This is a genomic window from Pseudosulfitobacter sp. DSM 107133 (assembly GCF_022788695.1).
Taxonomy (GTDB): domain Bacteria; phylum Pseudomonadota; class Alphaproteobacteria; order Rhodobacterales; family Rhodobacteraceae; genus Pseudosulfitobacter.
Genome location: NZ_CP085154.1, coordinates 2,517,868 through 2,537,913 on the forward strand (window position 1 = coordinate 2,517,868; position 20,046 = coordinate 2,537,913).

Annotated in this window: 22 protein-coding genes, 2 tRNA genes, 1 pseudogene and 2 riboswitches; of the genes and pseudogenes, 16 read left to right on the forward strand and 9 right to left on the reverse strand. The window is 62.0% G+C overall.

Going from position 1 to position 20,046, the window contains the following annotated elements; translation table 11 throughout:
- The first annotated feature begins 18 nt into the window (after nucleotides 1-18).
- Nucleotides 19-606 (forward strand): imidazoleglycerol-phosphate dehydratase HisB, encoded by a 588-nt coding sequence (gene hisB, locus DSM107133_RS12315; protein WP_114294505.1) that lies wholly within the window; start codon nucleotides 19-21, stop codon nucleotides 604-606.
- A 1-nt stretch (nucleotide 607) separates the two neighbouring features.
- Nucleotides 608-1,246: an imidazole glycerol phosphate synthase subunit HisH gene (gene hisH / locus DSM107133_RS12320; RefSeq protein WP_114294506.1), complete on the forward strand. Its 639-nt coding sequence runs from the start codon at nucleotides 608-610 to the stop codon at nucleotides 1,244-1,246.
- Between the two features lie 16 nt (nucleotides 1,247-1,262).
- Here the strand turns inward: hisH and DSM107133_RS12325 are convergent, their stop codons facing one another.
- Nucleotides 1,263-1,691 (reverse strand): DUF2147 domain-containing protein, encoded by a 429-nt coding sequence (locus tag DSM107133_RS12325; protein ID WP_114294507.1) that lies wholly within the window; start codon nucleotides 1,689-1,691, stop codon nucleotides 1,263-1,265.
- 235 nt (nucleotides 1,692-1,926) lie between these two features.
- Complete coding sequence (locus tag DSM107133_RS12330; RefSeq protein ID WP_114294508.1) at nucleotides 1,927-2,310, reverse strand: DUF2147 domain-containing protein; 384 nt, start codon at nucleotides 2,308-2,310, stop codon at nucleotides 1,927-1,929.
- A gap of 126 nt (nucleotides 2,311-2,436) precedes the next feature.
- Between DSM107133_RS12330 and hisA the strand changes: the two genes are divergently transcribed.
- Genes hisA through DSM107133_RS12345 form a run of 3 tightly spaced genes read left to right on the forward strand, consistent with a single transcriptional unit; the run spans nucleotide 2,437 to nucleotide 4,267 of the window.
- The gene (hisA, locus tag DSM107133_RS12335; protein WP_114294509.1) at nucleotides 2,437-3,159 is read left to right on the forward strand and encodes a 1-(5-phosphoribosyl)-5-[(5-phosphoribosylamino)methylideneamino]imidazole-4-carboxamide isomerase; all 723 of its coding nucleotides are present in this window, start codon (nucleotides 2,437-2,439) and stop codon (nucleotides 3,157-3,159) included.
- A gap of 44 nt (nucleotides 3,160-3,203) precedes the next feature.
- Entirely contained in the window at nucleotides 3,204-3,965 is a 762-nt protein-coding gene (gene hisF, locus DSM107133_RS12340; protein WP_114294510.1) for an imidazole glycerol phosphate synthase subunit HisF, read from the forward strand.
- Nucleotides 3,962-4,267, forward strand: coding sequence for a phosphoribosyl-ATP diphosphatase (locus DSM107133_RS12345; RefSeq protein ID WP_114294511.1), 306 nt, complete (start codon nucleotides 3,962-3,964; stop codon nucleotides 4,265-4,267). The genes hisF and DSM107133_RS12345 overlap by 4 nt, the downstream gene beginning before the upstream one ends.
- Before the next feature lie 81 nt (nucleotides 4,268-4,348).
- Here DSM107133_RS12345 and DSM107133_RS12350 read toward each other — a convergent pair whose 3' ends face one another.
- The 3 genes from DSM107133_RS12350 to rlmB all read right to left on the reverse strand — a co-directional run bounded on the left by DSM107133_RS12350 (nucleotide 4,349) and on the right by rlmB (nucleotide 6,151).
- Nucleotides 4,349-4,816 carry a CoA-binding protein gene (locus DSM107133_RS12350; protein ID WP_114294512.1) on the reverse strand — a complete coding sequence of 156 codons (468 nt, stop codon included), beginning with the start codon at nucleotides 4,814-4,816 and terminating at the stop codon, nucleotides 4,349-4,351.
- A gap of 246 nt (nucleotides 4,817-5,062) precedes the next feature.
- On the reverse strand, nucleotides 5,063-5,350 hold the full coding sequence (locus DSM107133_RS12355) for a hypothetical protein (RefSeq protein ID WP_114294513.1): 288 nt from the start codon (nucleotides 5,348-5,350) through the stop codon (nucleotides 5,063-5,065).
- A gap of 15 nt (nucleotides 5,351-5,365) precedes the next feature.
- Nucleotides 5,366-6,151 carry a 23S rRNA (guanosine(2251)-2'-O)-methyltransferase RlmB gene (rlmB, locus tag DSM107133_RS12360; protein ID WP_114294514.1) on the reverse strand — a complete coding sequence of 262 codons (786 nt, stop codon included), beginning with the start codon at nucleotides 6,149-6,151 and terminating at the stop codon, nucleotides 5,366-5,368.
- 151 nt (nucleotides 6,152-6,302) lie between these two features.
- Between rlmB and DSM107133_RS12365 the strand changes: the two genes are divergently transcribed.
- A tRNA-Tyr gene (locus DSM107133_RS12365) sits at nucleotides 6,303-6,386 on the forward strand.
- A gap of 301 nt (nucleotides 6,387-6,687) precedes the next feature.
- Here the strand turns inward: DSM107133_RS12365 and DSM107133_RS12370 are convergent.
- Nucleotides 6,688-8,742, reverse strand: a complete 2,055-nt coding sequence (locus tag DSM107133_RS12370; RefSeq protein WP_114294515.1) for an ATP-binding protein — start codon at nucleotides 8,740-8,742, stop codon at nucleotides 6,688-6,690.
- Between the two features lie 778 nt (nucleotides 8,743-9,520).
- Nucleotides 9,521-9,596: transfer RNA gene (locus DSM107133_RS12375), tRNA-Thr, on the reverse strand.
- Nucleotides 9,597-9,743: 147 nt separating this feature from the next.
- Between DSM107133_RS12375 and DSM107133_RS12380 the strand changes: the two genes are divergently transcribed.
- Together DSM107133_RS12380 and DSM107133_RS12385 are read left to right on the forward strand one after the other, a co-directional pair.
- Entirely contained in the window at nucleotides 9,744-10,619 is an 876-nt protein-coding gene (locus DSM107133_RS12380) for a hypothetical protein (protein ID WP_114294516.1), read from the forward strand.
- A gap of 67 nt (nucleotides 10,620-10,686) precedes the next feature.
- Nucleotides 10,687-11,462, forward strand: a pseudogene (locus DSM107133_RS12385) (IS5 family transposase).
- Between the two features lie 10 nt (nucleotides 11,463-11,472).
- On the opposite strand, the gene bluB reads toward DSM107133_RS12385, so the two are convergent.
- Nucleotides 11,473-12,153 (reverse strand): 5,6-dimethylbenzimidazole synthase, encoded by a 681-nt coding sequence (bluB, locus tag DSM107133_RS12390; RefSeq protein WP_114292256.1) that lies wholly within the window; start codon nucleotides 12,151-12,153, stop codon nucleotides 11,473-11,475.
- A 49-nt stretch (nucleotides 12,154-12,202) separates the two neighbouring features.
- Nucleotides 12,203-12,382: riboswitch (cobalamin riboswitch) on the reverse strand.
- Nucleotides 12,383-12,496: 114 nt separating this feature from the next.
- A complete protein-coding gene (locus DSM107133_RS12395) occupies nucleotides 12,497-12,760 on the reverse strand; it encodes a DUF2312 domain-containing protein (RefSeq protein WP_114292255.1) in 264 nt (87 codons plus the stop codon).
- A gap of 136 nt (nucleotides 12,761-12,896) precedes the next feature.
- A riboswitch (cobalamin riboswitch) is annotated at nucleotides 12,897-13,102 on the forward strand.
- 133 nt (nucleotides 13,103-13,235) lie between these two features.
- Here DSM107133_RS12395 and DSM107133_RS12400 point away from each other — a divergent pair.
- The 8 genes from DSM107133_RS12400 to DSM107133_RS12435 are packed head-to-tail and all read left to right on the forward strand — an operon-like array spanning nucleotide 13,236 to nucleotide 20,046.
- A complete protein-coding gene (locus DSM107133_RS12400; protein WP_114292254.1) occupies nucleotides 13,236-15,062 on the forward strand; it encodes a TonB-dependent receptor in 1,827 nt (608 codons plus the stop codon).
- A complete protein-coding gene (locus tag DSM107133_RS12405; protein WP_240310413.1) occupies nucleotides 15,049-15,885 on the forward strand; it encodes an ABC transporter substrate-binding protein in 837 nt (278 codons plus the stop codon). Before DSM107133_RS12400 ends, DSM107133_RS12405 begins: the two co-directional genes overlap by 14 nt.
- Entirely contained in the window at nucleotides 15,882-16,862 is a 981-nt protein-coding gene (locus DSM107133_RS12410) for an iron ABC transporter permease (protein WP_114292253.1), read from the forward strand. Before DSM107133_RS12405 ends, DSM107133_RS12410 begins: the two co-directional genes overlap by 4 nt.
- Entirely contained in the window at nucleotides 16,859-17,605 is a 747-nt protein-coding gene (locus DSM107133_RS12415; RefSeq protein WP_114292252.1) for an ABC transporter ATP-binding protein, read from the forward strand. The genes DSM107133_RS12410 and DSM107133_RS12415 overlap by 4 nt, the downstream gene beginning before the upstream one ends.
- Nucleotides 17,602-18,261, forward strand: a complete 660-nt coding sequence (locus DSM107133_RS12420) for an adenosylcobinamide amidohydrolase (protein ID WP_114292251.1) — start codon at nucleotides 17,602-17,604, stop codon at nucleotides 18,259-18,261. Before DSM107133_RS12415 ends, DSM107133_RS12420 begins: the two co-directional genes overlap by 4 nt.
- Complete coding sequence (locus DSM107133_RS12425) at nucleotides 18,261-19,043, forward strand: cobalamin-binding protein (protein ID WP_205387760.1); 783 nt, start codon at nucleotides 18,261-18,263, stop codon at nucleotides 19,041-19,043. Before DSM107133_RS12420 ends, DSM107133_RS12425 begins: the two co-directional genes overlap by 1 nt.
- Entirely contained in the window at nucleotides 19,040-19,675 is a 636-nt protein-coding gene (locus tag DSM107133_RS12430; protein ID WP_114292250.1) for a MotA/TolQ/ExbB proton channel family protein, read from the forward strand. Before DSM107133_RS12425 ends, DSM107133_RS12430 begins: the two co-directional genes overlap by 4 nt.
- Nucleotides 19,675-20,046 carry a biopolymer transporter ExbD gene (locus DSM107133_RS12435; protein ID WP_205387759.1) on the forward strand — a complete coding sequence of 124 codons (372 nt, stop codon included), beginning with the start codon at nucleotides 19,675-19,677 and terminating at the stop codon, nucleotides 20,044-20,046. Before DSM107133_RS12430 ends, DSM107133_RS12435 begins: the two co-directional genes overlap by 1 nt.

Consider the following 20,046-nt stretch of genomic DNA (forward strand, 5'->3'; position numbering starts at 1 on the left):
AGTCATGTGAGGCCCAAAATGCGCAGTGCGACCATCACCCGTCAGACGGCGGAAACCGATATTTCGGTCACCATCAACCTGGATGGCACCGGTTCCTATGACAACCAGACCGGCATCGGGTTCTTTGATCACATGCTGGACCAGCTGGCGCGCCACTCGCTGATCGACATGACGATCCGCGCCAAGGGCGATTTGCACATCGACGATCACCACACGGTCGAGGACACCGGCATCGCGCTGGGTCAGGCACTGGCGCAGGCGCTGGGTGACAAGCGTGGCATCGTCCGCTACGGCAGTTGCCTGCTGCCGATGGACGACGCGCTGGTGCGCACCGCGCTGGACCTGTCGGCACGGCCCTTCCTGATCTGGAACGTGGACCTGCCGACGGCAAAGATCGGCAGCTTCGACACCGAGCTGGTGCGCGAATTCTTCACCGCATTCGCCACCCACGGCGGCATCACCCTGCACGTCGACATGCTGCACGGCCTGAACAGCCACCACATCGCCGAGGCCGCGTTCAAATCGGTCGCGCGCGCCCTGCGTCAGGCGGTTGAAACCGACCCGCGCAAGGCCGATGCGATTCCGTCGACCAAAGGTGCGCTGTAACGTGCTGACGGCGATCATTGATTACGACAGCGGCAACCTGCATTCGGCCCACAAGGCATTCGAGCGCGTGGCAAACGAAACCGGTGGCGGCACCGTCTGTGTCACATCAGACGCCGACGTGGTGGCCAAGGCTGACCGTATCGTGCTGCCCGGCGACGGCGCCTTTCCGGCCTGCTGGGCGGAGCTGAGCGGCCATTCCGGCCTGCTGGCGGCCCTGCAAGAGGCGGTCGAGGTCAAGGCGCGCCCCTTTCTGGGCATCTGCGTCGGGATGCAGCTGATGGCGACACTGGGCCGCGAATACCGCGACACGCCGGGGCTGGACTGGATCGGCGGCGAGGTGGTGGCGATCACCCCCGACGATCCGACGCTGAAGGTGCCGCACATGGGCTGGAACGATCTGGTGCTGAACACCCCCCACCCCGTTTTCGACGGCATCAACACCGGCGACCACGCCTATTTCGTGCATTCCTATCATTTTCAGGTCGCCGACCCCGCGCAGCGTCTGGCGCATGTGGACTATGGCGGCGATGTTACCGCCGTGATTGGCACCGGCACCATGCTGGGAATGCAGTTCCACCCCGAGAAAAGCCAGCACACCGGCTTGCAGATGATTGCGAATTTCCTGCGGTGGGCGCCTTAGGGTCTGGACCCCAGGTTCAGTCGATCCTGCGCCACGTCTGGCTTTGACAGACGGGGCCAAGACAGCCTTTTACCGTCATCGTCTGACCCGACACCTTAAGCGTGCCGCCATATTCCCGCTTGTGCGCGGGCACATAGGCACGGCCCGCAAAACCGTCACCCTGTGGGACCATATTCCAGAACAGTTGTTTGCCGATGTTGGGGTGACTGATCTCGTTGCCCTGCGCATCAAAGGCGCGCGTCATCGTGCCGCAAATCGCATTGCCACAAGGCTTGGCCACCACATAAGCGGTCTGCCCCTTCTTGTCGGGCTGGGTTTTCCATGTGCCCACGGGAGAACCGGCCTGCGCCGCGCCCGCCCACATGGCCAGCGCCAGCGATCCGCCCGCTACGACAGAGCCAAAACGCTCAAATGCATCGGCACGGGGTCTGGACATCGCAAGCATCAACCACACTCCTTCTGGAGAGAACACCCTGATCTGGCCGGGCCCGAATCGGGCGCTGCACACAAAGGTTAACCTATCACTTAGACCCGTCTCGCACCTGTTCAAGACGTTCTTGTGAAGGCTGGTCGTCCGGCTGGAAAAAACGGCGCGGAATGCTGCCTGAAATTGCAGTTCGCATGAAAAAATCCGGCCACTTTACAGGGCCGGATTGCGTATCTCACCAAGATTGCGGCGATTATTTCACACGGCTCCATGTCTGTTTCTTGCAGAACGGACCGACGCAGCCCGACACCTTCAATGTATTCCCAGAAAGCACCATCTTCGAGCGGTATTCCTTGCCGGTGGAAGGCTGCCAAATGGTACCACCGCTATAGTTACCGCCGCCGTCGGCCTTCATGTCCCAGACAAGTTTCTTGCCCAGATTGGGGGACTTGTATTCGCCGGTGTCGTTAAAGGTTTTTGCGATGGTGGCGCACAGCGACGCCCCGCAGGGCGTGAATTCGACATAGGCATAGGCGCCATCATCCACCTGTGTCTTCCACGTCCCCAGCACCGGTTCTGCCATTGCCGCACCCGCCATGACCACACCTATCGCCGCAGCTATGATAAAGCGTTTCATCTTTTGTTCCTCCTGTTTCGCCAATCACATTGATGCACGCCGCCCCCTGATGGCAAGGGTTTCCTAAGGTCGCGTTGCAAATCCGCCGGACCCGTGCCAAAGCACTGCCAAACGAAAGGTGCCCTCATGATCCTCTACCCCGCAATTGATCTCAAAGACGGTCAGGCCGTGCGTCTGGTGCATGGCGATATGGACAAATCCACCGTGTTCAACGACGACCCGGCCGCGCAGGCGCGTGCCTTTGTCGATGCGGGCTGCACCTGGCTGCATCTGGTCGATCTGAACGGCGCCTTTGCAGGCCAGCCGGTCAACGCCGCCCCCGTCGAGGCGATCCTCGAGGCCTGCCCCGTACCGGCCCAGCTGGGCGGCGGCATCCGCGACATGGCCACCATCGAAAGCTGGCTGGACAAGGGGCTGGCGCGGGTGATTCTGGGCACCGTGGCGGTGGAAAACCCCGATCTGGTGCGCGAAGCCGCCCGTGCCTTTCCCGATCAGGTCGCCGTTGGCATCGACGCGCGCAACGGGCGGGTGGCGACCAAGGGCTGGGCCGAGGAAACCGATGTGATGGTCACCGACCTTGCCAAGTCCTTCGAGGACGCAGGCGTCGCCGCGATCATCTATACCGACATCATGCGCGACGGCGCGATGGGCGGGCCCAACGTGGACGCCACCGCCGATCTGGCCCGCGCCGTGTCGATCCCGGTGATTGCCTCGGGTGGCGTGTCCTCCTTGCAGGACCTGCAGGCGCTCAAGGCCACCGGCGTGATCTCGGGTGCAATTTCGGGCCGCGCGCTGTATGACGGGGCGATTGATCTGGCACAAGCGCTCAAGGTTCTGGCGCAGGACTGAGCGGCGGGCTTGCCCCACGCCGCGCGCGCGCCTATAGCAACCCCATGTTGAAAACCCGCATCATCCCCTGCCTTGATGTTGCCGATGGCCGTGTGGTCAAAGGCGTGAATTTTGTCGATCTGGTGGACGCAGGCGACCCTGTCGATGCCGCGCGCGCCTATGACGCCGCCGGCGCGGACGAGCTGTGCTTTCTCGACATCCACGCCACCCACGAAAACCGTGGCACCATGTTCGACGTGGTCCGCCGCACCGCCGAGGCCTGTTACATCCCGCTGACCGTCGGCGGTGGCGTGCGCACCTCGGAAGATGTGCGCGACCTGCTGCTGGCGGGCGCGGACAAGGTCAGCTTCAATTCCGCCGCCGTGGCCGACCCCGACGTGCTGGCCCGCGCCGCCGACCGGTTTGGCAGCCAGTGCATCGTCTGCGCCATCGACGCCAAAACGGTGGAGCCGGGCCGCTGGGAAATCTTCACCCACGGCGGACGCAAGCCCACGGGCATCGACGCGGTGGAATTCGCGATTCTCGCTGCCGAAAAGGGCGCGGGTGAAATCCTGCTGACCTCGATGGACCGCGACGGCACCAAACAGGGCTTCAACCTGCCCCTGACCCGCGCCATAGCCGATGCCGTGTCTGTCCCCGTGATTGCCTCGGGCGGGGTCGGCACGCTGGACCACCTGGTTGACGGCGTGCGCGAAGGCCATGCCTCAGCTGTGCTGGCCGCCTCGATCTTTCACTTTGGCACCTACACCATCGCCGAAGCGAAACAGCATATGGCCGCCGCGGGCCTGAACATGAGGCTGACATGACGCTGAACGACCTCTATGCGACGATCCTCGCCCGCAAATCCGCCGACCCGTCCAGCAGCTGGACCGCGCAATTGCTGGCCAAGGGGCCGGAAAAATGCGCCGAGAAGTTCGGGGAAGAAGCGATAGAGGCGATCATCGAAGCCATCCGCGACGACAAACCCGCCCTGACCTCCGAGGCCGCCGACGTGCTCTATCACCTGCTGGTCATGCTGGCCGCGCGCGATGTGCCGCTGGACGATGTGCTGGCCGAACTGGCCCGCCGCCAGTCGCAATCCGGCCTCGCGGAAAAGGCATCGCGCTAGGCTTCTTTTGGCCCCAAATATCCCGGGGAGTCGCGCCAGCGACGGGGCAGCGCCCCGCACTCTGGCAGCGCCCCCGCCCGCTCACAGTTTCGAGCTGATGATGCCGGTGGCGAACCCGCCCATGCGCAATTCACCGAACAACCGCTGATATTCGATCTTGGGACAGCGGTTCTGGATCACCGTGATCCCCCGCGCTTCGGCCTTGGCGGCTGCTGGGCCATGTTCCACGCCGATCTGCATCCAGATCGTGCCCAGGTCCGGGAACACCTCCAGCGCCTCATCCACAATGGCCGGCACAGCGTCGGAGCGGCGAAAAATATCAACCATGTCCACGGGGGCGTCGATGTCCGCCAACCCCGCCACGATCTTCTGACCAAACAGCATCTGCCCCGCAGCGCCGGGGTTCACACCGATCACCCGATACCCGCGCAACGACAGATAGCGCGCCACATAATAGCTGGGTCGCACCGGATTGGTCGACACCCCCACCACCGCGATCACCTTGGTGCGTTTCAGCACGTCCTTCAGCAGATCATCCGAATAATGCATAACCACTCCTTGCCTGCCGTTGTCCTACACCGGTTCGCAGCATAAAAAAAGCGCCCCAAAGCCGGTTGGCCTGGGACGCAAGGTACGGAACGAGGGACAGTGCTTGGGGCGACAGGAGTTCCAGACCTGCTGCCTGTACCCATCAGATAATAACTTCTTTCGGGTTATGAAGACCGTCTCTCAATTGTGTGAACGAAAGATAAATCCTTGAGCCAAATTTCGCTCAAAACCCGCATTTCAGGCCGATCAGTCCAGAATATCGTCGACCAGGTCAAAGACCTCTTCCACCAGTTTCTTGAACCCGAATGCCTTTTTACGCTTGGGTTTGCGCCGGTGTTTGGATTTCTTAACCTTGGCGCTTGCAACCGGCTGCGGTTGCGCCGGGGCCACGTCGCGTTCCACACGCAGCATCTTGAGGTCGTGCAACGGCGCGCCGCATTGCGCGCAGCTCAGTTCATGACGCGCCCGATCCAACACCAGCGCGGCCCGCGTCCCGCAATAACAACAGGTCGCGATCTTGGTCGGATACCCCATAAACTGCCTTCTGCCTCAGCTGCGTGCCTTGGTGGCATATAGGGCCAAAGCCGCAGCATTCGAGACATTGAGCGACCCAAACCCGCCGCTTGCGTCAATTCGTACCAGCGCGTCACAGGTCTCTTTGGTCTTTTCACGCAGCCCCGGCCCCTCTGCCCCCAGCACCAGCGCCACAGGCCCCGCTTTGCGCCCTGCAACGGCGGCCTCGATGGTCTGCTCGGCCTCGCCGTCCAGCCCCAGCACCAGATAGCCCATGCCCTGCAGTTCGGTGATGGCATCGGCCAGATTGCGCACTCGCAGATAGGGCTGGCGTTCCAGCGCCCCGCTGGCGGTTTTGGCCAGCGCGCCGGTTTCGGGGGCCGAATGGTGGCGCGTGCCGATCACGGCCGAAGCGCCCAGCACTTCTGCCGAACGCAGAATCGCACCGACGTTATGCGGGTCGGTCACACGGTCCAGCAGAATCACCCGCGGCACTTCCGCGCCGATGGCCACATCAGCCAGCCTGCCCCATTCCAGCGGCTTGACCTCCATCGCAGCGCCCTGATGCACCGATCCGGGGTCCAGCGGTGCCTTGAAGCTGCGCGGATCGACGATTTCCGGTTCGATCCCCGCCTCTGCAATCGCCTCGGCCAGCTTGTTGTGCGCATTCAGCGTCACGATCAGACGCAGTTTCTCGCGTTTGGGGTTCACAAGCGCATCGCGCACCGCATGCAGCCCGAACAGCCAGACCGTCGTGGCGGCTTCGACCTTCTTGGCCTGTTCCTTTGCCACCACCCACTTGGGTTTTTTCACTTTATTCATCGCCGACCCTCATCAATATATGCGCGCAGCGCAGAACCTGCGTCCATGTCTTTTCACGAACCTGGGCAAAAGGCGATATTCTGCCTTGACGCCCTTTGGGACCGCTTGTAATCACGCCCCCACGCCCAGCGCAATGCAGATGGGCGAAAGTGGGCGACAGGCCGCAAGGTGTGGCAGGGGACTGTAACTCCCTCGCGGAGACGCACGCCTGGTTCGATTCCAGGGTCGCCCACCACTTTGCTTCTTATTCATGTTTTCCAGGACTTTGCGAGATGCAGCGCCCATTTGGCGCACCGTCAGATTTGCAGGGCACATCCTGCCTGTGCTTTGGCAGGCATCACATCACTTTCATCACCACCGGGCGGTGGCAATGGGACTTGCCCACACACATTCTGGTGCATGTTCATTCGGGTCTCCCTGATCAGCTTCGGTCGTCGGCAGCCTCAGCTTCTCAGGGAGACCCGAATGAACAACGTGATGAGAATTCACAACAAGGACAGCCACGGCGCGTCATGACCCTGCCACCAACCGGTTGTTCAAGCAGTCCGCTGGAAGGCCGCTTCTGCCCGCGTCAGGGTCAGACGGAACGTGCTGCCTTTGCCCAGTTCGCTTTCCAAAGAGAGGGCACCGCCGTGCAGCACCGCCAGTTGTTCGGCGATGGCCAACCCCAGGCCCAATCCGCCCTTCTGGCGTGACATCGACCCGTCGACCTGCTGGAACCGCTGGAACACCCGTTCCAGATTATCTTGCGCGATGCCGCATCCGGTGTCTGCCACGCTGAACACGATCTGGTCGCCCATTTGCTCGATTGACAGGTGAATGTTGCCTGTGTCGGTGAACTTGATGGCGTTCGAGATCAGGTTGTACAGGATCTGTTTCAGCCTGATCGTGTCGGCCATCGCCTGCGCCGGTCCGTCTTCGGAATAGGTTAATGTCAGCCCTTTTGCTTCGGCATCGGAGCGCAGGTCATCGACGACGGACCTGCCAAGGTCGGTGACCTCGATCCGCTCCAGGTCCAGTTCGAGCTGACCCCGCGCAACCCGGGTCCAATCCAGCAAATCTTCGACCAAACGCAGCATGTGCTTTGCGGAATTCTCAATGCCTGCACTCTGTTCCGATACGAACCGCTGAAAGTTGGCCACTGCCGTGGTCACCGTGCCATCGGCGGGCGCAGCATTCTCCAAGGCGGCGGCGAGGCTTCTGGACTGGGGCAATCTTTCGCTGTTGTGCAGAAACGATGCGCGCCCCGAAATCACGGTCAGCGGGGTGCGCAACTCGTGCGAGACATTGTTGAGGAATTCCGTCTTTTCGCGGTCTGCGGCCTCTGCAGCCTTCAGGGCACGTTGCTCGGCGGTGACGTCGGTTGAAATGCCCACCGTATAGCCGTGCGGTGTCTTGGCTTCGGTCACTTTCAGCCAGCGGTTGCCAGCAGCAGCCTCCGAAAAGGACACGCCCGGATTTCGGAACCGCTCAAGCCGTTCTGCAATCCATGTGTTTTCGTCTTCGATTGTGGTCACGCCGGGCTGGTTCTTGACCGAATGCGCCAACAATTCCTTCATCGTCATTCCGGGTGCGATCAGGGGGCCGATCTCGGGGTAGTACTCGAGATATTTTTCGTTCACCAACATCATCCGCTCGTGGTCGTCAAAGGCGATGAAGCCCTCGTTTAGACAGCCAATGGACTCGGCCAAGAGTGCGCGCGCGCTTTCCTTTTCCGATGCGAATCTGCGGATGATCAACAGCACGCCGACCAGAATAACCGCCAGAAAAAGCACAAAGGCCAGCAGATAGGGGCTCTGCGGGGAGTAAGACGGCCATCCACCCGTGGGACGGCCCGTCGCCCGCCATGTGCTGCCCAGCATTTTGAACTCTGTCGTCACCGGCCGCGCGTTCAACGGTCCGGCATCGTCCCGCACGCCGATAGGAGACGTGGCCGAAGCCTGGATTTCACGCAGGCTGAAGCTGTATTTCTCGGTATCGCCAAAATCGTGTCGCTGGGCGCTAAGAAGTCCGTCCGCCGAGATGACAATCGAAATGACGCCCCAGAACTGTTCAACGTTGGTCGATGGGTTGGGCATAAAAACAGGATAGCGCAGGATATAGCCCGTGCCCCCTTGCACCAGCGGCACCGGGCCGTCGACGATCGGGCTTTGCCGACGATAGGCCTGTGCCACACTGGCCATCTGTTCGGGCACCTGCCAGTATTTCAGGCCAATCGTTTTCCGATTGCCTGTGATCGGAAAGCTGTGGGTCACTTCCAATCCAGGGGCAAGAGCCACGGCCCGGACACCCGGATTGCGCAATTGCAGGTCAGCGACAAAGCGGGAAATCTCTGCTTCGTTCACCTCTGTTGAGGCGTTCAGGAGGTTTTCAATGTGTTTGGCCACCAGAACCGCTTCGAAAAAGCGCAACTGGATCTGGTCCGTCGCGGTGTAAAGATCCTGTTCCAGATCTCGGCGCACGGTTGCCAGATGGTTGTCCCTGTCCAGCTTGATCACGGCATAGCCGATGCCCACAACGCTGCCCAGGGCTAGCGCGGTCAGCAAAATATAGGCTTTTGAGACCAGATAACTCTTGTACTTGCTCAACACATACTGTCCTTCACTAAGGCTTTGTAAGGTTTTCCCGCTATGGCTGTCGGGTTTTTTCCTGGCTGCTCCAAGCCTTTTTCTGAGACAACTATATATCGAAAATTGGCGCAATTGGGGCGGTTGATGTCATGAAACTGCTCACGGATTACGCGTACAATATCAATTTACTCTATCCTAGGTAGATTTTGGAAATTTCATAACCAGATTTTTGAACCGGCAGCAGCTGTTGTTCAAATTGTTGGTGTAAACCTTCGCGGGCTGTATCTTCGACGGTCCGCTGCATGGGCTGAGCCGTGACAGGCGTCAAATCCGCGGCCCAAGTGGCTTTCGCGCAAAGCGGCCTGAACGGTTTGTAAGGATCCGCGATACCCGCATATGACCCTCTACCTGGCAGCGCATCTGTGCGGCTTGCCACCACAGGGCACCACACAGCGCCGGACAGGCCAGCAGGACCCCACAGTGAAACTTGGCACCCAACCAGCACCAAAGCTTTAAGGAGGCACCCGGATGTTTGACGCGATCCCATCCAGAGAGGGATGGCAGGCCCCCAAGAATGGCCAGCCGGTCGGCCGCTTGAAGCTCCAGGACAGTCTGACCGAACGGCCGTGCCTGACCTGAGCGAAAACTTCCAGATCCAAGGTGCCCCTCAACCGCATGTGTGACCCATGCCGCAGACCAGCTGCTGGGATGATAGCGATATGATCCGACATCGCTTGCCTCGGACGGTCGGACGCCAGAATTCGGACGAAACGCCAAGGACTGATTTTTACGGATGAAATGGTGCCCCCACACGGACTCGAACCGCGGACCTACTGATTACAAATCAGTTGCTCTACCAGCTGAGCTATAGGGGCACTCGGGCGCTCATTTACTGTGCCCGTTCGAAACGTGCAAGATCAAAATGCACGGCAGACTGCACTTTGTCTTTCATGGTTTTCCCGCGGATCAAAACCGATATAACAACACCATAGGCCGATCCTTACAGGACCCAACACATACACATGCAGATTGTCATTCATACCGGCGCCCATTTCACCGAAGTCGAGCGGTTGGTGAAATGCCTGCTGCGCAACAAGGAAGATTTTGCGAGCAGGGGTGTGGCTGTTCCCGGACCTTCGCGATACCGCAAACTGTTGCGCGAAACCTTTGCGGCGCTGAAAACGACGGCTCCTGCCGAGGGCGCGCGCGATGTGTTGCTTGATGCGATTCTGGATGCCGAAGAGGCCGACCGCCTGATCCTGAGCCATCCGCATATTTTTGGCGCGCCGCTGGCCAGTGTGCGCAACGGGCGGCTTTACCCGAATGCGGTCGAGCGCATGGTACAGTTGAGCCAGCTGTTCCCCCACGACCAGATCGAAATGTTCACGGCCCTGCGCAATCCGGCAACGTTCCTGCCTGCGGTTTTCGGAGAATCGCCACGCGAAAGTGTCGAGGACTTTCTGGGCGTGGCCGATCCCGCCGATGTGCGCTGGTCGGACATGCTGAACGAGGTGCGCGAAGCGGCCCCCAACGTGAATATCACCGTCTGGTGCAATGAAGATACGCCACTGATCTGGGCCGAGATCATCCGCGAGATGGCGGGGCTGGAACACAACGAGAAAATCATCGGCGGTTTTGATTTGCTCGGCGACATCATGTCGCCCGAAGGGATGAAGCGGTTCCGCGCCTATCTCAAAACGCATTCCGTGATGACCGAAATGCAAAAACGTCGGGTGATTGCGGCCTTTCTCGACAAATACGCGCTGGAAGACGAGATCGAGGAAGAGCTGGACATGCCCGGCTGGACCGACGATCTGGTGCACGAAATGACGGAAATCTATGACGAGGATGTTTTCCGTATCCAGCGCATACCCGGTGTGACCCTGATTGCGCCCTAGGTCACATACCCATAAAAGGGATTCACAGACTTTAGAAAACGTGATTCACTTTCCGGCAAATGTGGAGGTGAGAATGGCACGTTTTGATTTGACAGATTTTGAATGGTCGGTGATCCAGCCGTTGCTGCCGACGAAGGTGCGCGGCAAGCCGCGTGTGGATGACCGGCGGGTTTTGAACGGCATCTTCTGGCGCTTGCGGACTGGTGCGCCCTGGGCAGACATTCCTGCCCGATACGGGCCGCATACGACCTGTGTGAACCGCTTCAACCGCTGGCGGCGTGCGGGCCACTGGGCGCGTATTCTTGAAGCAATATCAGAGGCATATGAGGGTGAGGTGCAAATGATTGACAGCTCCTCCATCCGGGTACACCAACAGGGCGCAAATGGCCCTAAAAAAGGGGGCGATCCGATTGCCTGGGTCGCTCAAGGGGCGGGCTGACAACGAAAATCCACGCTTTGGTGGACGCGCTTGGCCGCCCGATCCGGCTCATGCTGACGGCTGGGCAGGCCTATGATGGACACGCGGCAGAGCAGATGCTGGATCGACTGAAAGAAGGCTGCAGCGTGCTGGCGGATCGCGCCTATGACAGCAACGCGATCCGTGATTTGATCGCCAAACAGAAGGCGCAAGCCGTGATCCCTTCGATGCCGCAACGCAATCCTGTCATCGCGCATGATCGCGAGCGTTACAAAGCACGCAACGCAGTGGAGCGTTTCTTCAACAAACTCAAAAACTTCCGCGCGGTAGCAACAAGATATGACAAACGCGATGATAATTTCCTCGCATCCATACAACTCGCGTCAATCAGGATCTGGTTGCGAACTTATGAGTCGGTGACCTAGGGCCTGGCCCCTAGGGATCGCCCTGCCATTTGCCGTCAAAGATCAGCGCGTCCAGGTCCATGCGGCGGTTCCAGCCTTTGACTTCAAGCTCGGGGTTTTCATACAACTGGTCGACATGGCCGAGACACAGATAACCGACAATCTCGATCCGGTCCGGGATTTCCAGAATACGCCTCAGGTCCGCATCCCGAAAGATGCTGACCCAGCCCATGCCGATCCCTTCGGCGCGGGCGGCAAGCCAAAGGTTCTGGATCGCACAGACGGTACTGTAGAGGTCCATGCTGGGGTTATGCGTACGCCCCAGCACCACTTCGCCACCGCGCGTGCGGTCGCAGGTCACGCAGATGTTGACCGGTGCCTTGCGGATGCCCTCCAGCTTGAGGGACCGGTAGGTCGACCGGCGCGCACCCTCGAACATTTCGGCGGCCTCGTCATTGGCCTGCTGAAAGGCGCGCCAGACCTGTTCGCGGGCGTCCTGTTCGCGGATCACGATGAAATTCCACGGCTGCATGAATCCGACAGAAGGGGCGTGATGGGCCGCGTCCAGCAGCCTGCGCAGCAGGTCATCGGCCACCGGATCGGACAGGAACTGGTCGCGCACGTCGCGGCGGGTATAGATGGCCTTGTAAACGGCATCGCGTTCGGCAGTGGAAAAGGCCGCAGCCTGCGCCAGAGCGGTTGATTTCGTCATTGTTTGATCCCCAACAACACGTTTATGCGGCGCCCCTGCCGTCCACGCGGGGCACGCTGTGCTGTCTGGCCGGTCTTCTGACTTGGGGTCACCTGGCCCGCGCGCCTTCCCGGATCGCTCCAGTGGCATCTGCGCGTGGCCATCACCGTTACAGCGTTGGGCACGTCCCGGAGTTTCACCGGATTCCCGATTCTCCCGACGAGCGGGCACCAGACGGAGCCAGGATGCACGCAAGGCAAATGGGGGACAAGGGCGAAAGGGGGGATCGGGCCCGTGCGGGAAACGGTGGATGAACAGCCGCCCTCGAAGTCGGCGGGGCACCAGCGCGCGCCCCGCCTCTGCGTCAGCTCATGCCAAGCGCTTCTTTGTACATTTCCAGAACCGCCTCTTCTTCGGCGATGTCGTCGGGCTCGCGTTTGCGCAGCGCGATCACCTTGCGGATCACCTTGGTGTCATAGCCGCGCCCCTTGGCTTCGGCCATCACCTCTTTTTGCTGCTCGGCGATGTCTTTTTTCTCGGCATCCAGACGTTCGATACGTTCGATGAACTGGCGCAGTTCGTCGGCGGTTACACGATAGCTTTCAAGGTTGGTGGCGGTGTCGGTCATGGGGTGCGTCCTTCAATCGGTGCTGCTCGGGCAAGACCCAACCGATACCGCCCCCCCCTGTTGCCTGCAAGACCACTTTGACGCTTGGCCCCAATGGCGGGTCGCATTCGCGACTTGATCGGTGACGGCACAGGCGATAAGCCACGCATACTTTGGTTCGACGGGGTGACTCGTCGTTTAAGGGAACGCGGTGCGGGGCAATTTCCCCAAATCCGTGACTGCCCCCGCAACTGTTAGCGGTGAGCGCGGCCGTCATATGCCACTGGGTCATCGAACCTCGGGAAGGCACGGCCCCGCATCGACCCGCAAGTCAGGAGACCTGCCAAAGGGATCACCCGGATACGGACGCGGGGAGCGTGTGTGTCGGCGGCCTGACCGCTTTGGTGGCATTTCACCGGCGGAGGGCGTTTTGTCTTTCCCATATCGACGACCAAAGGGTCGGACCCAACCGACCCGTCCGTAAGGGGACAATTTTATGAAACATCTACTTGCTTCGGCATCTGTAGCAGCACTGGCCACCCTGCCCCGCGTGGCCTTGGCGCAGGACGATGCCTTTGACCTGGGCACGATCACGGTATCGGCCAGCCAGACACCTGTTGAGACCAAGCGCACCGGCACTGTGGTCGAGGTGGTCGAACAGGATGAGATCGAAAAAAGCAGCAGCGTGCGCGTATCCGAAACGCTGGACACGCTGCCGGGCGTTTCGCTTTCGGGCAATGGCGGTCTGGGCACATCGTCCGTGCTGCGCGTGCGCGGACTGTCCGGCAAATATGTGCCGGTCTATATCGACGGCATCGACGTGACCGACCCTTCCAGCGTCCAGACCCAATACAATTTTGGCGCGCTGACCACTGCTGGCGTCGGGCGCATCGAAGTGTTGAAAGGCTCGCAATCGGCGATCTACGGATCGGAAGCGATTGGTGGCGTGGTCAACATCACCACCCTACGCGCCACCGAAATGGGCACCCATCTGAGCTATAGCGTCGAGGCAGGCAGCTTTGACACCTATGCCGCCACCTTTGGCGTCACCACCAAGGCCGAGCGGGGCGAACTGGCCCTGACGCTGAGCCATGCGCGCACCAAGGGGTTTTCCGCTTTTGAGGAAAACGACCGCGTCAACCCCGAAGCCGATGGATTCAAAGGCACAACGCTGATCCTGACGGGGTCTTATGATGCCACTGATCTGGTCACGCTGGGTTTTGCATTGAACTATATCGACAGCGAAACAGACCAGGACGGATTTCCCGCGCCTGCCTATGTTCTGGCTGATACCGCAGATCAGGAACTGACCAAACGACTGGGCACACGGGTCTATGCCGAAATTGAAGGCGCTGCGGTCGATCACACGATTTCGCTGACCTATACCGACACCAAACGCGAATACCCAATCGGCTTTAACCGTGATTTCCACGGTCAGCGCACCGAAGCATCCTACAAAGCTGTGACACAGGCCGGCGCGGTCGATCTGGCCTTTGGCGCCAGCTATTCGCAAGAGGAATTTGCGGTCGATGCCATCAGCGGCACCTATGAAATCGCGTCGGTCTTTGGCGAGGCGCAGTACGCCGCCTCTGAGAATGTTGACCTCAGCTTTGCGCTGCGTCACGACGACCACTCGACCTTTGGCGGGTTTACCACGGGCCGTCTGGCCGGCAACTGGCGGATCACCGCGGATACTACTGTGCGCGCTTCCGTCGGCACCGGTTTCCGTGCGCCGTCGCTGTACGAACTGTTCCATCCCTTCTATGGCAATCCGGCGCTACAGCAGGAAGAAAGCCGCAGCGCCGAGCTGGGTATCGAGCATCATTTCCCCAACGCCGCGATGGTCAAGGCGACAGTCTTTTACACAGAAATCGACAACCTGATCGAATATGATTTCGCCACCAGCGGCTACAATCAGGTGCCGGGCACCTCGACCACCAAGGGCATTGAATTGTCGGGGCGCATGACGTTGTCGGCGGGCACCGATCTGTTCGGCTCCTACACCTATACCGATGGGAAGGATTCAAGCGGCAACCAACTGGTTCGCGTGCCCAAGCATGACTTTGTCCTCGGCGTCGAGGCAGAGCTGACCGACAAGCTGTCAGGCCAACTGGTGCTGAACCACGTCGCAGGGCGCGCCAATGACGGCGGCAATGCAATGCCCGACTACACCGTGGTCAACGCCTCGATGACCTATGACTTCAACGACAGCACCCAAGGCTATGTGCGGTTCGAAAACCTGACCAACGCGCAATACCAGACCTCATACGGCTATGGCACCTCGGACCGCGCCGTCTACTTTGGCGTCCGTGCGTCGTTCTGATCTCATAACATCGGTTGCCGCACTGCTGGTCAGTGCTGCAACCGCCCTGGCCGGTGCCCCGCAACGGGTGGTGTCGATCAACCTGTGCACCGATCAGCTTGCGCTGCTGATGGCAGCTCCCGGCCAATTGGTGTCGGTTACACAGCTGTCTCATGAGGACACGGATTCGGCCCTCTATGACAAGGCCCGCGCCCTGCCCGCCAACGGGACCGGCGCCGAGCAGGTCTATTTGCTGAAACCCGATCTGGTGGTGGCGGGCACGTTCACGTCGATGGCCACGATTTCGATGCTGCGCAATCTTGGCATCGAAGTGGTGCAATTCGCCCCCGCCCGCGCCCTGTCGGATGTGCCCGATCGTCTGGCGCAGATGGGCGCCGCACTGGGGCGCGAAGCACAAGCGACGGCATTGATAGATAAATTCAACGCCGAGCTTGCGGCCCTGTCCGCCGCCCCTGCCCTGCGCCCCCGCGCGGCGCTGACCTATGTGAACAACTATTCCTCGGGGCGTCATTCGCTGGCGGGTGACGTGTTGTATGCCGCCGGTTTCGACAATGTTGCCGAAGAGGTCGGGCTTGGCGCGGTCGGCGTGCTGCCGCTGGAACAACTGGTGCTGTTGGCCCCCGATGTCATCATTCAGGGCCGCAACTATCCCGGCGCCGCGCGCGCCGAAGACAATCTGGACCATCCGGCGCTGGCCTCGTTGAAAGGCACCTATCTGGCGGGCGAGCTGACCGACCGTGACTGGGTCTGCGGCACACCAACCGTGCTGAACGCGGTGCGCAAAATGGTGGATCTGCGCCAACAGGTCGAGGCACGCAAATGAAGCTGACTGTCTTGCTAATCGCCCTGTGTGTGGCGCTGTTCGTGATTTCGCTGCTGACCGGCACCACGCCCGTGTCGCCATGGCATTCCTTCGCCAGCCTGTTTGCCACCGACGGCAGCCCGATGAGCGTGGTGATGCAGCAAATCCGTCTGCCGCGCGCGCTGCTGGCGGTGATGATCGGCGCGTCGCTGGGCGTGTCGGGGGCGGCGATGCAGGGCTATCTGCGCAACCCGCTGGCCGAGCCGGGGCTGATCGGCGTGTCGGCGGCGGCGGGTCTGGGGGCGGTGCTGGCGCTGCAAACCGGACTGGCGGCGGCCTTTGCGCTGGCGCTGCCGTTGTCGGCGCTGCTGGCCGCGCTGATCGCCGTGGCGATGATCCTGACACTGGCGGGGCCACGCGGTGCGGCGCTGACGCTGATCCTTGCGGGCATCGCGATTTCGGCGCTGGCCTCGGCCTTTACCTCGCTGGTGCTGAACCTGTCGCCGAACCCCTTTGCCGCCGCCGAAATCGTGTTCTGGATGCTGGGCTCGCTGGCGGACCGGTCGTTTTCACACGTCTGGCTGGCGCTGCCGTTCATGGTGCTGGGCTGGGTTCTGCTGGGGTCATTGGGCCGTGGTCTGGACGCGCTGACACTGGGCGAGGACGCCGCCGCCGCGATGGGCGTGCACCTGCCCCGCCTGCGGCTGGCGCTGGTCATCGGCACAGCGGCCTGCGTCGGAGCCGGTACGGCTGTCGCCGGTGCCATCGGCTTTGTCGGGCTGGTGGTGCCGCATGTGTTGCGCCCGCTGGTAGGCGGTCAACCTTCGCGGCTGCTCTGGGCTTCGGCGCTTGGCGGGGCGGCGATGGTGCTGGCGGCGGACATCGCAGTACGCGTGGCCCTGCCCGACCGTGACCTGAAGCTGGGCGTGCTGATGGCGCTGGTGGGGGCTCCGCTGTTCCTGCACCTGATCTACAAGACACGGGGGACGTTGCAATGAGCCTGCTGACCCTGCAAGACCTGTCCGTCAAACGCGGCGTCTGCCCGGTGATTGACGGCGTATCGCTGACCCTGCACCCCGGCGAATGCGTCGGCCTGCTGGGACCGAACGGCGCGGGAAAGACCACACTGATGCGCGCGGCCCTTGGCTTGCTGGCGCACGACGGCACCTCGTCGCTGGCTCAACTGTCCAGTAACGCACGCGCCCGCGCCTGTGCATGGATGCCGCAAGCGCGCGAAATCGCATGGCCCGTGTCGGTCGAAAGGCTGGTGCGTCTGGGCCGCCTGCCCCATTCCGGCACCAAGGCCGAGGACACCGCCGCCGTGGCCGGGGCGCTGGCGCAAATGGGGCTGGACGCCTATGCGCAGCGCACCGCCACGCAACTGTCGGGTGGCGAACAGGCCCGTGTGCTGATCGCCCGCGCGCTGGCACAGGACACCCCGCTGCTGATGGCCGACGAACCCATCGCGGGCCTTGATCCTGCGGCCCAGATTGCCACCATGCGGGTGTTTTCCGACCTCGCCGCATCCGGGCGCACTGTGCTGACCTCGCTGCACGATCTGGGGCTGGCGGCGCGCCATTGCACCCGTGTGATCCTGTTGCATGACGGCAAGATCGTGGCCGACGGCCCGCCTGTCGACGTCATGACTCCTGAAAACCTCGCGCAGGTCTTTGGCATTCTGGCACATTACGAAATGACCGACCGCGGCCCTGTCTTCCAGACATTGGACACGCTGGAATGAAGGTGCCGCTGACACTCGACCGCCCGTGGCTGCGCTTTGATCTGGGCGGGCCACATCAGGTGCTGAGCTGGGCGCTGAACCGCCCCGGCTTTGTCACCGCCAGCGCGATATCGTGGCGCGAGGTACGCAATGCCGATCTGACGCCGGATCTGGATGTGCTGGACTGGCTGACCGGCCAGCTGGCGGCGCGCGGCACGCCTGACGACGTGTGTTTTCTGACCTCGCGTGACATCCGCGCCGTGACCGAACACAGCACCAGCGCTGGCAGCGCCACGGCGCGCGCCGTGGCCACAGTGGGCCTGTCGAACGGCGAACACATCGGCGCACGGCTGGACCGCTCGGGCAAGGATTGGGGCACGATCAACGTCGCGGTGCAGACAGATGTTGCCCTGACGCAGGCCGCGCTGATCGAGATGATGGCGATTGCCACCCAGGCGCGCACCGTGGCGGTGATGGAGGTGAACCACCAGCTGCCTACAGGCATTACCACGGGCACCGGCACCGACTGCATCGCCGTGGCCGCCCCCGAAGGTAGCTCACCCTTTGCCGGAATGCACACCGAGCTTGGCGAAGCGGTGGGCCGTGCGGTCTTCACCGCTGTTCTGGACGGCGCACAAGAGTGGATGCAGACCGTCCGCAGGCCGGAGGTGATCTGATGGCCTTCCCCCCCGAACGCATCGTCTGCCTGACCGAAGAAACGGTTGAAACGCTGTATCTTCTGGGCCAGTCCGACCGCATCGTTGGCGTCACCGGCTATGCCGTGCGCCCGGCCCGCGTGCGCCGCGAAAAGCCGCGCGTGGGGGCATTCACCTCGGCGGATGTGCCCAAGATACTGGACCTGCAGCCCGATCTGGTGCTGACCTTTTCCGACTTGCAAGCCGACATTGCCGCCGAGCTGATCCGCGCAGGCATTGCGGTGCACGGCTTCAACCAACGCTCGGTTGCGGGCATCCTTGATATGATCCGCACGCTGGGGGCGCTGACGGGCTGCGCGGCAGAGGCCGCTGCGCTGGCCGACAGCTATGCCGCCCGTATTGAAACAATCCGTGCAACGCCACGCAGCACGCGCCCCCGCGTTTATTTCGAAGAATGGGACGACCCGCCCATTTCCGGCATCCGCTGGGCCTCGGAGCTGATCGAAATTGCGGGCGGTGTCGACGTCTTTGCCCATCTGCAAGCCGAACAAGGCGCGCGCGCCCGCATTCTGGACGCGCAACAGGTGATCGACGCGGCACCGGATGTTATCATCGCGTCCTGGTGCGGCAAAAAGGTGCGCCCCGAACGCATCGCCGCCCGCGCCGGTTGGGACAGCATTCCGGCGGTGGCGAATGGGCGCATCGTCGAAATCAAATCGCCGCTGATCCTGCAACCGGGGCCTGCGGCCCTGACTGACGGGCTTGACGCCATTCTGACCGCCCTCTGGGGAGAGACACAATGATTTTGCCACCCTCGATGATTGCCTTTCTGGAGCGCGGCGGCCCTGTGCTGTGGCTGATCGCGGCGCTGTCGGTGCTGACGATGGCGCTGATCCTGTGGAAGCTGTGGCAACTTGCGCGGCTGGGCGCATGGTCGGGCGCGGCCACGGCGGCGGCACTGGACGACTGGGCGCAAGGCAATGTGGACAGCGCCCGCGCAAAGCTGGCGGGCCGCAGGTCCATACGTGCCCGCATGGCACTGGCCGCGATGACCGCCCGCCACGACCCCGCCCTGACCGAGGCGCAGGCCCGCGAGGAAACCACCGCCCATGCCCGCATTGATCTGGCCCACACCCGCAGCGGCCTGCGCGCGCTTGAACTGATCGCCACCACCGCCCCGTTGCTGGGGCTTCTGGGCACGGTGGTTGGCATGATCGACGCCTTTCAGGCGCTGCAAGAGGCCGGCAGCCGCGCCGACCCCGCTGCCCTTGCCGGTGGCATCTGGGAGGCGCTGCTGACCACAGCCGCAGGCATGGCCGTGGCCATCCCCGCAGGCGTGGCGCTGACGTGGTTCGAAAGCATCGCAGCCCGCCTGCAAGGTGACATGGAAACCGCCGCGACCCGCGTCTTTACCCGAGGCCCCAAGGCCCCCTGATGTTCAGCTTTGGCCCCATACGGCCCGCCCGCAGGCCCAGCCTCACGCCGATGATCGACGTGGTGTTTCTGCTGCTGGTGTTCTTCATGCTGGCCGCGCGTTTTGGCACCGACTTTGCCCTGCCCTTGCAGACGGCGGGCAGCGGGGCAGAGTACACAGGCCCGCCGCGTTTGGTGGGGGTGGATGTGAACGCTGTGACCCTGAACGGCGTGGCTGTCAGCGACCTGCCTGCTGCCCTTGCGCCGTTGATGTCAGCCCCCGATGATGCCGTCCTGCTGCGGGCACGCGGCGATGCCACGGTACAGGATCTGGTCCGCACGCTGGACGAGCTGCGCGCGGCGGGCCTGACCCGCCTGATCGTGGTGGAATAG

What these genes read in the sequence shown, in the direction of transcription:
- DSM107133_RS12395 (WP_114292255.1), bottom strand. Translation starts at nt 12,760, where the DNA reads ATGACCGACACCGCCACCAACCTTGAAAGCTATCGTGTAACCGCCGAC.
- DSM107133_RS12415 (WP_114292252.1), top strand. Translation starts at nt 16,859, where the DNA reads ATGAGCCTGCTGACCCTGCAAGACCTGTCCGTCAAACGCGGCGTCTGC.
- DSM107133_RS12400 (WP_114292254.1), top strand. Translation starts at nt 13,236, where the DNA reads ATGAAACATCTACTTGCTTCGGCATCTGTAGCAGCACTGGCCACCCTG.
- DSM107133_RS12355 (WP_114294513.1), bottom strand. Translation starts at nt 5,350, where the DNA reads ATGGGGTATCCGACCAAGATCGCGACCTGTTGTTATTGCGGGACGCGG.
- DSM107133_RS12435 (WP_205387759.1), top strand. Translation starts at nt 19,675, where the DNA reads ATGTTCAGCTTTGGCCCCATACGGCCCGCCCGCAGGCCCAGCCTCACG.
- DSM107133_RS12425 (WP_205387760.1), top strand. Translation starts at nt 18,261, where the DNA reads ATGGCCTTCCCCCCCGAACGCATCGTCTGCCTGACCGAAGAAACGGTT.
- hisA (WP_114294509.1), top strand. Translation starts at nt 2,437, where the DNA reads ATGATCCTCTACCCCGCAATTGATCTCAAAGACGGTCAGGCCGTGCGT.
- bluB (WP_114292256.1), bottom strand. Translation starts at nt 12,153, where the DNA reads ATGACGAAATCAACCGCTCTGGCGCAGGCTGCGGCCTTTTCCACTGCC.
- DSM107133_RS12330 (WP_114294508.1), bottom strand. Translation starts at nt 2,310, where the DNA reads ATGAAACGCTTTATCATAGCTGCGGCGATAGGTGTGGTCATGGCGGGT.
- DSM107133_RS12345 (WP_114294511.1), top strand. Translation starts at nt 3,962, where the DNA reads ATGACGCTGAACGACCTCTATGCGACGATCCTCGCCCGCAAATCCGCC.
- DSM107133_RS12420 (WP_114292251.1), top strand. Translation starts at nt 17,602, where the DNA reads ATGAAGGTGCCGCTGACACTCGACCGCCCGTGGCTGCGCTTTGATCTG.
- DSM107133_RS12380 (WP_114294516.1), top strand. Translation starts at nt 9,744, where the DNA reads ATGCAGATTGTCATTCATACCGGCGCCCATTTCACCGAAGTCGAGCGG.
- hisF (WP_114294510.1), top strand. Translation starts at nt 3,204, where the DNA reads ATGTTGAAAACCCGCATCATCCCCTGCCTTGATGTTGCCGATGGCCGT.
- DSM107133_RS12430 (WP_114292250.1), top strand. Translation starts at nt 19,040, where the DNA reads ATGATTTTGCCACCCTCGATGATTGCCTTTCTGGAGCGCGGCGGCCCT.
- hisB (WP_114294505.1), top strand. Translation starts at nt 19, where the DNA reads ATGCGCAGTGCGACCATCACCCGTCAGACGGCGGAAACCGATATTTCG.
- DSM107133_RS12350 (WP_114294512.1), bottom strand. Translation starts at nt 4,816, where the DNA reads ATGCATTATTCGGATGATCTGCTGAAGGACGTGCTGAAACGCACCAAG.
- DSM107133_RS12325 (WP_114294507.1), bottom strand. Translation starts at nt 1,691, where the DNA reads ATGCTTGCGATGTCCAGACCCCGTGCCGATGCATTTGAGCGTTTTGGC.
- DSM107133_RS12410 (WP_114292253.1), top strand. Translation starts at nt 15,882, where the DNA reads ATGAAGCTGACTGTCTTGCTAATCGCCCTGTGTGTGGCGCTGTTCGTG.
- rlmB (WP_114294514.1), bottom strand. Translation starts at nt 6,151, where the DNA reads ATGAATAAAGTGAAAAAACCCAAGTGGGTGGTGGCAAAGGAACAGGCC.